The 13,570-nt window shown below is 69.7% G+C and carries 12 protein-coding genes and 1 pseudogene; 3 read left to right on the top strand and 10 right to left on the bottom strand.

Going from position 1 to position 13,570, the window contains the following annotated elements; translation table 11 throughout:
* The first annotated feature begins 1 nt into the window (after window position 1).
* Window positions 2-649, top strand: coding sequence for a response regulator transcription factor (locus BLT78_RS15445; protein WP_090350035.1), 648 nt, complete (start codon window positions 2-4; stop codon window positions 647-649).
* Here the strand turns inward: BLT78_RS15445 and BLT78_RS21460 are convergent.
* The gene (locus BLT78_RS21460) at window positions 646-813 is read right to left on the bottom strand and encodes a hypothetical protein (RefSeq protein WP_157719552.1); all 168 of its coding nucleotides are present in this window, start codon (window positions 811-813) and stop codon (window positions 646-648) included. The two genes, BLT78_RS15445 and BLT78_RS21460, sit on opposite strands and share 4 nt — an antisense overlap.
* 80 nt (window positions 814-893) lie before the next feature.
* On the opposite strand from BLT78_RS21460, the gene azu reads away from it, so the two are divergent.
* On the top strand, window positions 894-1,343 hold the full coding sequence (azu, locus tag BLT78_RS15440; protein ID WP_231975643.1) for an azurin: 450 nt from the start codon (window positions 894-896) through the stop codon (window positions 1,341-1,343).
* A gap of 108 nt (window positions 1,344-1,451) precedes the next feature.
* The gene (locus BLT78_RS15435; protein WP_090350029.1) at window positions 1,452-2,345 is read left to right on the top strand and encodes an AEC family transporter; all 894 of its coding nucleotides are present in this window, start codon (window positions 1,452-1,454) and stop codon (window positions 2,343-2,345) included.
* A gap of 3 nt (window positions 2,346-2,348) precedes the next feature.
* On the opposite strand, the pseudogene BLT78_RS15430 reads toward BLT78_RS15435, so the two are convergent.
* The 9 genes and pseudogenes from BLT78_RS15430 to accB all read right to left on the bottom strand — a co-directional run.
* Window positions 2,349-4,325, bottom strand: a pseudogene (locus BLT78_RS15430) (response regulator); the annotation flags it as partial.
* Window positions 4,326-4,515: 190 nt separating this feature from the next.
* The gene (gene purD, locus BLT78_RS15425; protein ID WP_090350026.1) at window positions 4,516-5,808 is read right to left on the bottom strand and encodes a phosphoribosylamine--glycine ligase; all 1,293 of its coding nucleotides are present in this window, start codon (window positions 5,806-5,808) and stop codon (window positions 4,516-4,518) included.
* 213 nt (window positions 5,809-6,021) lie between these two features.
* A complete protein-coding gene (purH, locus tag BLT78_RS15420; RefSeq protein ID WP_090350023.1) occupies window positions 6,022-7,629 on the bottom strand; it encodes a bifunctional phosphoribosylaminoimidazolecarboxamide formyltransferase/IMP cyclohydrolase in 1,608 nt (535 codons plus the stop codon).
* Between the two features lie 73 nt (window positions 7,630-7,702).
* Complete coding sequence (gene fis, locus BLT78_RS15415; RefSeq protein WP_090306550.1) at window positions 7,703-8,023, bottom strand: DNA-binding transcriptional regulator Fis; 321 nt, start codon at window positions 8,021-8,023, stop codon at window positions 7,703-7,705.
* Entirely contained in the window at window positions 8,020-9,018 is a 999-nt protein-coding gene (gene dusB / locus BLT78_RS15410) for a tRNA dihydrouridine synthase DusB (protein WP_090350021.1), read from the bottom strand. Before dusB ends, fis begins: the two co-directional genes overlap by 4 nt.
* 116 nt (window positions 9,019-9,134) lie before the next feature.
* Window positions 9,135-10,580: a DUF3426 domain-containing protein gene (locus BLT78_RS15405; RefSeq protein WP_090350019.1), complete on the bottom strand. Its 1,446-nt coding sequence runs from the start codon at window positions 10,578-10,580 to the stop codon at window positions 9,135-9,137.
* Between the two features lie 86 nt (window positions 10,581-10,666).
* Window positions 10,667-11,545, bottom strand: a complete 879-nt coding sequence (gene prmA, locus BLT78_RS15400; protein ID WP_090350016.1) for a 50S ribosomal protein L11 methyltransferase — start codon at window positions 11,543-11,545, stop codon at window positions 10,667-10,669.
* A 177-nt stretch (window positions 11,546-11,722) separates the two neighbouring features.
* Window positions 11,723-13,072, bottom strand: a complete 1,350-nt coding sequence (gene accC / locus BLT78_RS15395) for an acetyl-CoA carboxylase biotin carboxylase subunit (protein WP_090350013.1) — start codon at window positions 13,070-13,072, stop codon at window positions 11,723-11,725.
* A gap of 17 nt (window positions 13,073-13,089) precedes the next feature.
* Window positions 13,090-13,557, bottom strand: a complete 468-nt coding sequence (accB, locus tag BLT78_RS15390) for an acetyl-CoA carboxylase biotin carboxyl carrier protein (RefSeq protein ID WP_090350009.1) — start codon at window positions 13,555-13,557, stop codon at window positions 13,090-13,092.
* Between the last annotated feature and the right edge of the window lie 13 nt (window positions 13,558-13,570).

Genomic DNA, 13,570 nt, shown 5'->3' with positions numbered 1-13,570 from the left:
AATGGTGGTGGCGCAGGAACAGGTGGTGTACGTGGTCGACGACGACCAGGGCATGCTCGATTCGACCGTGTGGCTGCTCGAGTCGGTGGGGCTCAGGGCGCTGCCGTTCACCAACGGCCGCGACTTCCTCGCCGCCTGCGACCCGACGCGGCCGGCCTGCGTGCTGCTCGACGTGCGCATGCCGGGCATGGGCGGGCTGAACGTGCAGGAGGAGCTGCGCGCGCGCGGTCTCGAGCTGCCGGTGATCTTCGTCAGCGGCCACGCCGACGTGCCGATCGTGGTGCGCGCCTTCAAGTCGGGGGCCTGCGACTTCCTTGAGAAACCGTGCAACGAGCAGCAGCTGCTCGACAGCGTGCAGCAGGCGCTGCGCCGCCACGCCGAGCGGCTGGCCCGCGAGGGCGGCGCGGCGGCGCTGCGCGCGCGGCTGGACAGCCTCACCCCGCGCGAGCGCGACGTGCTGCTGCCGCTGGTGCAGGGCTACACCAGCCGCGAGATCGCCGAGCAGCTCGACATCAGCGTGAAGACCGTCGACCTGTACCGCGCGCGGGTGATGAAGCGCATGCAGGCCGAGCGTCTCACCGACCTGGTCGGCATGGCCTGCGTGGCGGGGCTGCTCGATCCGCTCGCCCCGCGCGGCGAGGCGTCCTAGTCGGCGCTGGCCCCGCACACCGCGCCGGCATAGTCGGCGTAGGCCGCGAACAGGCGGTCGAGAAAGTCGTGGATGGTCATGGTCGAGCCCTCCCGTGGGTATTCCGGCACCAGTGTCGCGCGGCGGCTGGCCGGGCGCCGTTTGAATCCCTCTATGGGCAGCATAGCCGACCATCGGGTGGAACTTGCCCGGCGGGATGACGGTCGCAGGGGGGTAGTCATCGCCAATGCCGAGGAAGCCCCGTTTGAGCCGCCCAACCCTAGTCGCCGGCCTGCTGGCCCTGCTCAGTCCGTTGTCGTGGGCGGCGGACTGCAGCGTCGATATCGAGGCCAGCGACCGGATCGCCTTCAATGTGCACCGCATCGAAGTCAGCCGCAGCTGCCGGGAGTTCACCGTCAACCTGCACCACACCGGCACGCTGGAAAAGACCCTGATGGGCCACAACTGGGTGCTGGCGCGCGCCGCCGACCAGCAGGGGGTCAACAGCGCCGGCCTGGTCGGCGGTCTGGCGCACAGCTTCACCCGCCCGGGCGACGCGCGGGTGATCGCCGCCACTCCGGTGATCGGCGGCGGCGAGTCGGCCTCGGTGACCTTCCCGGTCAGCCGCCTGCGGGCCGACGAGCAGTACCTGTTCTTCTGCACCTTCCCCGGCCATGCCGCGCTGATGAAGGGCACCCTGCGCCTGGTCGACTGACGGCGGCGGCCATCGCCAGGCGACGAGCGGGCGGCGTATCCTGTGCCGCCCGCCGCGGGAAATCCGCCGGCGGACCTCTGCCATTGGCTGCGCAAGGAGTCTGCGCCGATGATCGCGTTTCAGGCCATAGTGCCGATCTTCCTGCTGGTCGGCCTCGGCTACCTGCTGTGCTGGCGCGGCTGGCTGGCCGGCGAGGCGGTGGCCGGGCTGTCGACCATGACCTTCAAGCTGTTCATGCCGACCCTGCTGTTCACCGGCATCGCCCGCGCCGATCTCGGCGAGGGCCTGGCGCCCAGCCTGCTGCTGGCCTACTTCCTGCCGGTACTGCTGGTGTTCGCGCTGGTCAACTGGTGGAGCCACCGCCAGCGCGGCGGCGCCAGCCCCTACGGCCTGGCCGCCGCCTACTCGAACAACGTGCTGATCGGCATCCCGCTGGTGACCACCCTGCTTGGCGCCGACAAGCTGGTCTACGTGTTCGCCGTGCTGGTGTTCCACAGCCTGGTGCTGTTCAGCCTGCACTCGCTGTACGTGGCGCTGGGCACCGGCAGCCGCCTGGATGCGCGCAGCCTGGTGAAGAACCTGTTCAATCCGGTGATCAACGGCCTGCTGCTCGGCGCGCTGGTCAACGCCCTCGACCTGCCGCTGCCCGGCATGTTGTGGAAGGTTGCCGACTGGCTGGCGCAGGCCGCGCTGCCCTGCGCGCTGATGGTGCTGGGCATGGGCCTGTGCCGCTACCGCTTCCATCCGGCGCCGGCGGTGTTCGCCCTCACCGCGGTCAAGCTGCTGGCGTTCCCGGCGCTGGTCTGGTGGTGCGCCGGCCTGCTCGGCCTCGGCGAGGTGGCGCGCAGCGTGCTGCTGCTGATGGCGGCCGGGCCGACCGGGGTCAACGTGCTGGCCTTCGCCAGCACCGCCGAGGACAACCGCACCCTCGGCTCCGAGGTATTCCTCTCCACCGCGCTGGCGGTGTTCAGCCTGCCGCTGTGGATGCTGCTGGCCGCCTGATCACTACGGCTGCGCCACGCGGCTGCGCTGCTCCTTGTGGGCGATCCAGTGCTCGACCAGCGCGCGCAGCTGCGACAGCTCCACCGGCTTGGCCACGTGGCCGTCCATGCCGACCCTGAGCGCGCGCTCCTTGTGTTCCTCGAGAATGTGCGCGGTCATCGCCACCACCGGGGTGTGCGGGCGCTGGCCGGCGGTCTCCCAGGCGCGCAGCTGCTCGGTGGCGCGGAAGCCGTCGAGCACCGGCATCTCGCAGTCCATCAGCACCAGGTCGTACTGCTTGGTCTGCATGGCGCGCAGGGCGTCGCGGCCGTTGCTGACCAGATCCGGCACCAGGTCGAGCTTGCCGAGCATGCCCTGGATGACCTTGGTGGAGATGCTGTTGTCCTCGGCCACCAGCACGCGGAAGTCGGCCGGTACCGCCAGCGCCGGCGGCTGGCGCTGGCTGCCCGGGGTGAGCGGACGGCGGCTGCGGCCGAGCTCCTCGGCGAGGGTGGCCTTGAGCGTGTAGCCGGCCACCGGCTTGGCGAGGATGCGGCTGATGCCGGCGTTGCGCGCCACCAGCTTGCTCGGCGCCTGACTCTGCCCGCCGAGCATGATCAGCAGCAGGTCGTGGTTGAGGAAGGGGTCGGCCTTGATCTTGGCGGCCAGCTGCAGGCCGTTCATGCCCGGCATGTCGTAGTCGAGCAGCACCGCGTCGAAGTACTCGCGCAGGTTGGCCTTGGTGCGCAGCAGGGCCAGCGCCTCGGCACCGGAGGCCGCGCTGCTGGCCTGCAGGCCCCAGCTCGCGCACTGCTGCAGCAGCACCTTGCGGCAGGTCTCGTTGTCGTCGACCACCAGCACCCGCGCCTCGCGCAGCTGCAGCTCGGCGGGGAAGGCCGTCGGGGTCAGGCTGGCGCTGTCCAGCGGCAGGCTGAGCCACAGGGTGTTGCCCTGCTGGTTGCCACTCTCGATGCCGAACTCGCCATGCATCAGGCCGACCAGCTCGCGGCTGATCAGCAGGCCGAGGCGGCCGTCGGGCTGGGTCTGCTCGAGGTAGTCGCGGCTCAGCTGGCGGCTGCCGAGCAGCTCGGCGCGGTCGGCGCTGCTCAGCGGCCGGCCGCTGTCCTGCACGGCCAGGCGCAGGCGCGGCTGGGGCTGCTCGCGATCCAGCGCGGCGATCAGCATCACCTCGCCCTCGTCGGTATGGCGGAAGGCATGGTCGAGCAGGTTGAGCAGGGCCTGGCGCAGGCGTGCCGGATCGCCGCTGATGGTGCGCGGCACCTGCGGCGGGACGAAGCCGATCAGCTCGACGCCCTGCTGCTCGGCGCGGGCGCGGAAGATGTCCAGGCATTCGTCGACCAGCGCGTGCAGGTCGAACTGCACGTGCTCCAGCTCGATCTCGCCGGACTCCAGGGCGGAGATGTCGAGGATCTCGTTGATCAGCAGCAGCAGCTCGTTGCCGGCGCTGTGGATGGTCTGCACGTAGTCGCGCTGCTTGGCCGACAGCGGCGTGTCGAGGAGCAGCTCGGTCATGCCCAGCACGCCGTTCATCGGCGTGCGGATCTCGTGGCTGATGCGCGCGAGGAACTTGGCCTTGCCTTCCAGCTCGGCGCGGCTGGCGGCCTCGGCGTGGCTGGAGCTGACCCGTTCGAGGGTGCGCTGATGCTGGCGCTCGCGCAGGACCAGCGAGGCGAGGAACAGGGCGAGCAGGCCGCCGCCGAGCAGGGCGGCGTCAGCGCTGGCCGACAGCGGTGGCCAGAGACCGCCGGCGGCGAGTGCCAGCGGCAGGCCGGCGAGCACGCCGAGCAGCAGGTTGCCCCGCTCGCGGGCATGGCCGAAATGCATCAGGTGATAGACCGCGAGCATCAGCAGGCCCCCGCCCAGGACGCCGAGCAGCAGGTTGGCATCCAGGCCGGCCGGCAACCAGGCGCGCGCGCCGGCGGCGTGTTCGAGCAGCAGCAGGGCAACAGCGGGCAGTGCCAGCAGCAGGCTGGCAACCAGGGTGACGGCAATCCGAGGCCAGCGCACGTTCAGGCATCCCTATCTGGGTGAGGTGGACGAATTATAGGAGCATGGGAAGGGGAAGCGCTTCTGGTCAAAAAATATACAGGAAGCGCCGTGCCGAGTCAGCCGCGGCCTGACCGGCGGGAGGAGCGCCGGCCCCGCTGCAGCGGGGCCGGCGCCGCGGGCATCAGTCCTCGCCGCGCTCGCGGGCGATGGCGCGGTAGCCGATGTCCTTGCGGTAGAACATGCCGTTCCAGCGGATCTGCTCGGCCAGGCGATAGGCCTGCTGCTGGGCGTTCGACACGCTCGAACCGATGGCGGTGGCGCACAGCACGCGGCCGCCGGCGGTGACCACCTGGCCCTGGGCGTTCAGCGCGGTGCCGGCGTGGAACACCTTGCCGTCGATCTTCGCCGCCTCGGCCAGACCCTCGATCACGTCGCCCTTGGCGTAGTCGCTCGGGTAGCCGCCGGCGGCCAGCACCACGCCCACGGTGGGACGCGGATCCCAGGTCGCCTCGACCTTGTCCAGCGCCTTGGCCAGGGCGGCCTCGACCAGCAGGACCAGCGAGGACTCCAAGCGGACCATGATCGGCTGGGTTTCCGGGTCGCCGAAACGGCAGTTGAACTCGATGACCTTGGGCGCGCCGCTCTTGTCGATCATCAGGCCGGCGTACAGGAAGCCGGTGTAGACGTTGCCCTCGGCCGCCATGCCGCGCACGGTCGGGTAGATGATCTCGTCCATCACCCGCTGGTGCACCGCCGGGGTGACCACCGGGGCCGGCGAGTAGGCGCCCATGCCGCCGGTGTTCGGGCCGCTGTCGCCGTCGCCGACGCGCTTGTGGTCCTGGCTGGTGGCCATCGGCAGCACGTGCTCGCCGTCGACCATGACGATGAACGAGGCTTCCTCGCCGTCGAGGAACTCCTCGACCACCACGCGCGCGCCGGCATCGCCGAAGGCGTTGCCGGAGAGCATGTCGCGCACCGCTTCCTCGGCTTCCTCGAGGGTCATGGCGACGATCACGCCCTTGCCGGCGGCCAGGCCGTCGGCCTTGACCACGATCGGCGCACCCTGCTCGCGCAGATAGGCCAGCGCCGGCTCGACCTCGGTGAAGTTCCGGTAGGCGGCGGTGGGGATGGCGTGGCGGGCGAGGAAGTCCTTGGTGAAGGCCTTGGAGCCTTCCAGCTGGGCGGCGCCGGCGGTCGGGCCGAAGATGTCCAGGCCGCGCGAGCGGAACAGGTCGACCACGCCGGCGACCAGCGGCGCCTCGGGGCCGACGATGGTCAGCTGCACGTTGGCGGCGGCGAAGTCGGCCAGGCGCTCGAGCTCCAGCACGCCGATGGCGACGTTCTCGCACTTGGCCTCGGTGGCGGTGCCGGCGTTGCCGGGGGCGACGAACACCTTCTCGACGCGCGGATCCTGCGCCACTTTCCAGGCCAGGGCGTGCTCGCGGCCGCCGCTGCCGATGATCAGTACGTTCATGTTGCTCTCCTCGGGGAGGTGGACCTGGGGTCCAGCGGTGGAAAACGCTGCGCGGTTTTCTACCCTACGAAAAAAGGCGACCGGGTACGAGGTCGCAATGGAGCCGGTAGATGCAAGGCGCCCCGGGCTTCGACAAGCGCAGTTGCCTACTGGCAATGAGCATTGGCGGAGTCCGGGGCAACGCAGCAGATGCCGGTTACAGTGCGGCCGACCTCAGTGGCGGAAGTGGCGCATGCCGGTGAACACCATGGCGATGCCGGCCTCGTCGGCGGCGGCGATCACCTCGGCGTCGCGCATCGAGCCACCCGGCTGGATCACCGCGGTGATGCCGGCCTTGGCGGCGTTGTCGATGCCGTCGCGGAACGGGAAGAAGGCGTCGCTCGCCATCACCGCACCCTTCACTTCCAGGCCGGCGTGCTCGGCCTTGATCGCGGCGATGCGCGCGGAGTTGACGCGGCTCATCTGGCCGGCGCCGACGCCGACGGTCTGGCGGTTCTTGGCATAGACGATGGCGTTGGACTTGACGAACTTGGCCACCTTCCAGGCGAAGATCAGGTCGTGCAGTTCCTGCTCGCTCGGCGCGCGCTGGGTCACCACCTTCAGATCGGCCTCGCTGATCATGCCGATGTCGCGGCTCTGCACCAGCAGGCCGCCGTTGACGCGCTTGTAGTCCAGGCCGCCGATGCGTTCGGCCGGCCACTGGCCGCACTCGAGCAGGCGCACGTTGGCCTTGGCGGCGACCACCTCGCGGGCCTCGGCGGACACGCTCGGGGCGATGATCACCTCGACGAACTGGCGCTCGACGATGGCCTTGGCGGTATCAAAGTCCAGCTCGCGGTTGAAGGCGATGATGCCGCCGAAGGCCGATTCGCTGTCGGTAGCGTAGGCCAGGTCGTAGGCCTTGCGGATGCCGCCGTCGGCTTCCGGGACCACGGCCACGCCGCACGGGTTGGCGTGCTTGACGATCACGCAGGCCGGCTTGGTGAAGCTCTTCACGCACTCCAGGGCGGCGTCGGTGTCGGCCACGTTGTTGAACGACAGCTCCTTGCCCTGCAGCTGCTTGGCGGTGGCCACGGAGGCTTCGGCCGGGTTGGCCTCGACGTAGAAGGCCGCGCTCTGGTGCGGGTTCTCGCCGTAGCGCATGTCCTGGGCCTTGACGAACTGGCTGTTGAAGGTGCGCGGGAATTCGCTGCGGCCTTCGGTGGACAGGGTCTCGGCGGCCTGGTCGATGGTGCCCAGGTAGTTGGCGATCATGCCGTCGTAGGCGGCGGTGTGCTCGAAGGCCTTGAGCGCCAGGTCGAAGCGCTGGGCGTAGGTCAGGCCGCCAGCCTTCAGCGACGCGACGATGCCGGCGTAGTCGCCGGCGTTGACCACGATGGCGACGTCCTTGTGGTTCTTCGCCGCCGAGCGGACCATGGTCGGGCCGCCGATGTCGATGTTCTCGATGGCGTCCGGCAGGGTGCAGCCCGGCTTGGCCACGGTGGCGGCGAACGGGTAGAGGTTGACCGCCACCAGGTCGATCGGATTGATGCCGTGCTCGGCCATCACCGCGCCGTCCAGGTCGCGACGGCCGAGGATGCCGCCGTGGATCTTCGGATGCAGGGTCTTCACCCGGCCGTCCATCATTTCCGGGAAGCCGGTGTAGTCGGCCACTTCCACGGCGGCGATGCCGTTGTCACGCAGCAGCTTGAAGGTGCCGCCAGTGGAGAGGATCTCGACGCCGAGGGCGGCGAGCTCGCGGGCGAAGTCGACGACGCCGGTCTTGTCGGACACGCTGATCAGCGCGCGGCGGACGGGAAGGCGGGTGGTCTGGTCGGTCATCTCGGATTCCATCAGGACAGGATTGGACGAAAAAGGGAGCAGGCCGGCTGCTCCCCTGATCAAGCGGATCGGGTTACAGCAGGTCGTACTGCTTGAGCTTCTTGCGCAGGGTGCCGCGGTTCAGGCCGAGCAGCTCGGAGGCCTTGGTCTGGTTGCCCTTGACGTAGCGCATCACGGTCTCCAGCAGCGGCGCCTCCACTTCCGACAGCACCAGATTGTAGACGTCGGTCACCGGCTGGCCGTCGAGGTGGGCGAAGTAGTTGTGCAGGGCCTGCTCCACGCTGTCGCGCAGGGTCTGCCGCTCCTCGCTGGGGGCGATGAGGTGCTGTTTCAGGTTGGCGTTGTCGCTCACGGCTGTCGTTCCACTCACAAAATTCTCGGTCAGGGTCGTCATGCGGCCGTCCCTCTGCAGATGTCCCTTTGCCTGGCGAAGAAGCCGCGCACCTGCTCGTGCTGGGCGGCGGGGCAGTCCAGGCGGTTGAAATCGGTTCGGAAATCCCGGGCTCCGGGCAGGGTCGCCAGGTACCAGCCGACGTGCTTGCGGGCGATGCGCACGCCCATCTCGCTGCCGTAGAAGGCATGCAGGTCGGCCAGGTGGTCGAGGAGGATGCGCTCGACTTCCTCGAGCGTGGGCGCCGGCAGCAGCTCGCCGGTGGCCAGGTAATGGTCGATCTCGCGGAAGATCCACGGCCGGCCCTGGGCGGCGCGGCCGATCATCACCGCATCGGCGCCGGTGGCGTCGAGCACGGCGCGGGCCTTCGCCGGCGAGTCGATGTCGCCGTTGGCGAACAGCGGCAGGCTGACCGCCTCGCGGATCGCGGCGATGGTGGCGTACTCGGCCTGGCCGGTGTACAGGTCGGCGCGGGTGCGGCCGTGCACGGAGAGGGCGGCGATGCCGGCCTGTTCGGCGATGCGCGCGATGGTCACGCCGTTCCTGTTGTCGCGGTCCCAGCCGGTGCGGATCTTCAGGGTCACCGGCACGTCGACGGCGGCGACCACGGCGTCGAGGATCTGCCCGACCAGCTGCTCGTCTTTCATCAGCGCCGAGCCGGCGGCCTTGTTGCACACCTTCTTGGCCGGGCAGCCCATGTTGATGTCGATGATCTGCGCGCCCAGCTCGACGTTGCGCCGTGCCGCCTCGGCGAGCATCTGCGGGTCGCCGCCGGCGATCTGCACCGAGCGCGGCTCGGGGTCGCCGTCGTGGAGCATGCGCAGGCGCGACTTGCGGCTGTGCCACAGGCGCACGTCGCTGGTGAGCATTTCGGCCACGACCAGGCCGGCGCCCAGGCGGCGACACAGTTGGCGGAACGGGCGATCGGTGACGCCGGCCATCGGGGCCAGGATCACGCGATTGGGGAGGGTGTAGGGGCCGATGCGTACCACCGACATGGGTTATCCCTGCCGCAGGGGGCAAATCAGCTGCTGGAAAAGGGTGGCGATGATACCCGCTCTCGCCGTCTGGATAAAGGTTGTTCTGAGTGTTTTTTGAACAGTCGCCGGACGGTTCAGTCCGGCGAGTGGAAGGCGAGGCTGTAGTTCACCGCGTGGGTGCCCGGATCGATGATCTCCAGGGCGATGTGGATCGGCGTCTGCGGCGGCATCTCGCGGCGCCCGGCCAGTTCGCCGGCGAGGTACTCGCTCGGCTTGAAGCGCCGGCTGGCCAGCGGCTTGCCGTTGATGTCCTCGAAACGCAGCTCGAGCAGCGGGAACGGCTGGGCGAAGTCGGCGCGGTTGTAGATGATCGCGTCGACGGTCAGCGCGCCGGGATGGGTCGGGTGGTTGCGCACGGTGAGGTTGCTGCTCTTCACCAGGCCGACGTCGACGCGCGGCGGCAGCGTGCAGCCGAGCGGCGCACAGGCCTGTTCGAGCCAGGGGCGCAGGCGCTCCTGACGGGCCAGTTCGTCGAAGTGGTAGTAGAGGTACTGCGCGGCCAGGCCGGCCAGCGCCAGCAGGATCAGCAGCAGCCATACTAGGCGGCGCAGCCAGCTGGTGCGCGGCGGCTGCCAGTCGAGCTGCAGCGGCTCGTCGGCGAGGTTGAGCAGGCCCTCGTCGCGCAGGCGCGGCTCGCCCGGGCGGGCGGCTGGCGTCGCGCTGCCGGTCGCGGCGGCGCCCAGGCTGGCGGCGGCGGCGCTGACCGAGATCGGTTCGTCGCGCTCGGCGCTGAGGCCCGCCGGGGCGCGCCGTTCGGCCTCCTCGGCATCGTCGTCGAGCTCGGGGAACTGCTCGTCGCCGCTGGCGCCTTCCAGCGGCGGTTCGTCGACCACCCGCGCGGGCGGCGCGGCCGCCGCTCTGGCCGCCGGCCTGGCGGTCATGGCCGGCTCGTGCAGCAGGGCTTCGGCCCAGCTTTCGTCGTGGGCTTCGCGCGGCGGCTCGGGGGCGGCGAAGGGCGATCGGGGCGGCTGGTAGTCGCGGAATTCGTTGCTCAGCTCGAAGTCGGCCGGGCCGAGCTTGTCCAGCTCGTCGTCGAGTTCGAGATCGAGGTTGTCGAGGTCGAGATCGTCATGGATCCACAGGGTGTCGTCGGGCGCCGGTGCGGGCGGCGGTGGCGTCACGCTGGCCGAGTTGGCTTCCCGGCTCTGCGGCGGAGTGGGTGGAGGCGTCTCGCGCGGCTTGGGCAGGGCGCTGCTGGCGGCCGGGGGTTCGGTCGCCGCCGCTGTCACGCCGCCCGCCGCCGCGCTGCCGAGCGCCTTGCCGAGACTGCCGCGCACATCGGCGGCCTCGACCGCCCGGTGCACCGCCTCGCGCGCGGCCGCTGCGCCGGGTGCCGCGGGCTGCGGCGCGCTGGCCGGCGCCCGTGCTTCACGCGCAGCCTCGTCGAGGTGCTCGGCGGCGTTGAACACCTGCATGCAGGCGCCGCAGCGCACGGCGCCACGGGCCATGCCGAGCTGCGCGCGGGTGACGCGGAAGCGGGTCTGGCAATGGGGGCACTGGGTGACGAACGACTCGGTCATGCAAGGACAATCCGCAAAGGTCAGATGGTCATTCTAGCGCAGCGCAACGGGCCCCGGCAGCCACTGGCGGGGCCGCGCGGCTCGGCTCAGCGGCGCACGCCGCTGATGCGCACCCAGCCGTCCTTCTCGGCGGTGGGGTCGAGGTCGAAGGCGCCCTGGTAGGCGGCGCGCACTTCCTCGGCCTGCTCGGCGAGGATGCCGGACAGCGCCAGGCGGCCGCCCGGCTTGACCAGCGCGGTGATGGTCGGCGCCAGCTGCACCAGCGGGCCGGCGAGGATGTTGGCGACCACCACGTCGACCGCCTGCTGCGGCAGGTCGGCCGGCAGGTAGACCGGGAAGGCTTCGGCCGGCAGGCCGTTGCGCCCGGCGTTGTCGCGCGAGGCTTCCAGCGCCTGCGGGTCGATGTCGGTGCCCAGCGCCGACTCGGCGCCGAGCAGCAGTGCGGCGATGCCGAGGATGCCCGAGCCGCAGCCGAAGTCGAGCACCCGGCAGCCGGCCATTTCTTGCCCGTCCAGCCACTCCAGGCACAGCGCGGTGGTCGGGTGGGTGCCGGTGCCGAAGGCCAGGCCGGGGTCGAGCAGCAGGTTGACCGCGTCCGGCTCCGGCGCCTCATGCCAGCTCGGCACGATCCACAGGCGGCGGCCGAAGCGCATCGGCTGGAAGTTGTCCATCCAGCTGCGTTCCCAGTCCTGATCCTCGATGCGCTCGACCTGGTGCTCGGGCAGCTCGCCGCCGCGCAGCAGCCTGAGGTGGGCGAGCACCGCGTCGCCGTCGGTGCCGTCCTCGAACAGGGCGAGCAGGTGGGTGTGGGTCCACAGCGGGGTGGTGCCGAGGTCCGGTTCGAAGATCGGCTGGTCCTCGGCGTCCATGAAGGTCACCGAGACGGCGCCCAGCTCCAGCAGCTGGTCTTCCAGCACTCCGGCCTGGTCGGGGGTGATGGCGAGTCGGACTTGCAGCCAGGGCATGGGCAGAACCTCTTGAGCGGAGCACGGATACGAATGGCCGGCAAGCTTACTGGAGGGCGCAAGGCGCGGCCAGCCGTAGGGTGCGCCTCGCGCGCCGGGAAATGCGTGCGGCACTCCGGGCAGAAACGACAGAGGCCGCCCGAAGGCGGCCTCTGCATGCAGCACCGGGCTTGTGGCTCAGTGCTTGTCCATACCCAGTTTCTTTTCCAGGTAGTGGATGTTGACGCCGCCCTTGCAGAAGCCGGCATCGCGGGTGAGGTCGCGGTGCAGCGGGGCGTTGGTCTTGATGCCGTCGACGATCAGCTCGTCCAGGGCGTTGCGCATGCGGCCCATGGCTTCGTCGCGGGTGGCGCCGAAGGTGATCAGCTTGCCGATCAGCGAATCGTAGTACGGCGGTACCGAGTAGCCGTCGTACAGATGCGAGTCGACGCGCACGCCGTTGCCGCCCGGGGCATGGAAGTGCTTGACCTTGCCGGGGCTGGGCATGAAGGTGCGCGGGTCTTCGGCGTTGATCCGGCACTCGATGGCGTGTCCGCGGATCACAACGTCTTCCTGCCTGATCGACAGCTTCTGGCCGCCGCCGATCAGCAGCATCTCCTTGACGATGTCGATGCCGGTGACCATCTCGGTGACCGGATGCTCGACCTGCACGCGGGTGTTCATCTCGATGAAGTAGAAGCGACCGTCTTCATAGAGGAACTCGAAGGTGCCGGCGCCGCGGTAGCCGATGTCGATGCAGGCCTGCACGCAGTGGGCCTGGACCTTGCGACGGGCTTCCTCGTCGATCAGCGGAGCGGGCGCTTCCTCGATCACCTTCTGGTGGCGGCGCTGCAGCGAGCAGTCGCGGTCACCCAGGTGGATGGCGTTGCCCTGGCCGTCGGCCAGCACCTGGATCTCCACGTGACGCGGGTTGACCAGGAACTTCTCCAGGTAAACCATCGGGTTGCCGAAGGCGGCACCGGCCTCGGTACGGGTCAGCTTGGCCGAGGCGATCAGGTCCTCTTCCTTGTGCACCACGCGCATGCCGCGACCACCGCCGCCGCCGGCGGCCTTGATGATCACCGGATAGCCCACTTCGCGGGCGATCTTCAGCGCTTCTTCCTCGTCTTCCGGCAGCGGGCCGTCGGAGCCTGGCACGGTCGGCACGCCGGCCTTCTTCATCGCGTCCTTGGCCGAGACCTTGTCGCCCATCAGGCGGATCACGTCGGCGGTCGGGCCGATGAAGGTGAAGCCGGATTTCTCCACCTGCTCGGCGAAGTCGGCGTTCTCGGCGAGGAAGCCGTAGCCGGGGTGGATGCCGTCGGCACCGGTGACCTCGGCGGCGGCGATGATCGCCGGGATGCTCAGGTAGGACTGGGCGGAAGCCGCCGGGCCGATGCACACGGACTCATCGGCCAGCGAGACGTGCATCAGATCGCGGTCGGCAGTCGAGTGCACCGCCACGGTCTTGATGCCCAGTTCCTTGCACGCGCGCAGCACGCGCAGGGCGATCTCGCCGCGGTTGGCAATCAGGACTTTTTGCAACATCGCAGGATCTCCGCGTGTCAGACGATGGTGAACAGCGGCTGGTCGAATTCAACCGGGTGGCCGTTCTCGACCAGGATCTGGCCGATGGTGCCACTGGCTTCGGCTTCGATGTGGTTCATCATCTTCATCGCTTCGACGATGCACAGGATGTCGCCCTTCTTGACGGTCTGGCCGACGTCGACGAACGGCTTGGCGTCCGGCGAGGAGGCACGGTAGAAGGTGCCGACCATCGGCGAGCGCACCACGTTGCCGGTCAGCGCCGGGGCGGCCGGAGCGGCGGCAGCGGCCGGGGCGGCAGCGGCAGCCGGGGCGGCGGCCGGAGCCGGGGCCGGAGCGGCGGCGTAGACCGGCTGGGCGGCGTACTGCGGCTGCTTGTTGCTGTGGCGGCTGATGCGAACGGACTCTTCGCCCTCACAGATTTCCAGCTCGTCGATACCGGACTCTTCCAGCAGTTCGATCAGTTTCTTGACTTTACGAATGTCCATCAGGGGCACTCCA

The organism is Pseudomonas oryzae (assembly GCF_900104805.1).
Classification (GTDB): domain Bacteria; phylum Pseudomonadota; class Gammaproteobacteria; order Pseudomonadales; family Pseudomonadaceae; genus Geopseudomonas; species Geopseudomonas oryzae.
Note: the sequence above shows the minus strand (reverse complement) of the source record. Positions and strands in the feature narration are given on the sequence as shown.

What these genes read in the sequence shown, in the direction of transcription:
- BLT78_RS15445 (WP_090350035.1), top strand. Translation starts at nt 2, where the DNA reads ATGGTGGTGGCGCAGGAACAGGTGGTGTACGTGGTCGACGACGACCAG.
- BLT78_RS21460 (WP_157719552.1), bottom strand. Translation starts at nt 813, where the DNA reads ATGCTGCCCATAGAGGGATTCAAACGGCGCCCGGCCAGCCGCCGCGCG.
- BLT78_RS15435 (WP_090350029.1), top strand. Translation starts at nt 1,452, where the DNA reads ATGATCGCGTTTCAGGCCATAGTGCCGATCTTCCTGCTGGTCGGCCTC.
- purD (WP_090350026.1), bottom strand. Translation starts at nt 5,808, where the DNA reads ATGAACGTACTGATCATCGGCAGCGGCGGCCGCGAGCACGCCCTGGCC.
- purH (WP_090350023.1), bottom strand. Translation starts at nt 7,629, where the DNA reads ATGACCGACCAGACCACCCGCCTTCCCGTCCGCCGCGCGCTGATCAGC.
- fis (WP_090306550.1), bottom strand. Translation starts at nt 8,023, where the DNA reads ATGACGACCCTGACCGAGAATTTTGTGAGTGGAACGACAGCCGTGAGC.
- dusB (WP_090350021.1), bottom strand. Translation starts at nt 9,018, where the DNA reads ATGTCGGTGGTACGCATCGGCCCCTACACCCTCCCCAATCGCGTGATC.
- BLT78_RS15405 (WP_090350019.1), bottom strand. Translation starts at nt 10,580, where the DNA reads ATGACCGAGTCGTTCGTCACCCAGTGCCCCCATTGCCAGACCCGCTTC.
- prmA (WP_090350016.1), bottom strand. Translation starts at nt 11,545, where the DNA reads ATGCCCTGGCTGCAAGTCCGACTCGCCATCACCCCCGACCAGGCCGGA.
- accC (WP_090350013.1), bottom strand. Translation starts at nt 13,072, where the DNA reads ATGTTGCAAAAAGTCCTGATTGCCAACCGCGGCGAGATCGCCCTGCGC.
- accB (WP_090350009.1), bottom strand. Translation starts at nt 13,557, where the DNA reads ATGGACATTCGTAAAGTCAAGAAACTGATCGAACTGCTGGAAGAGTCC.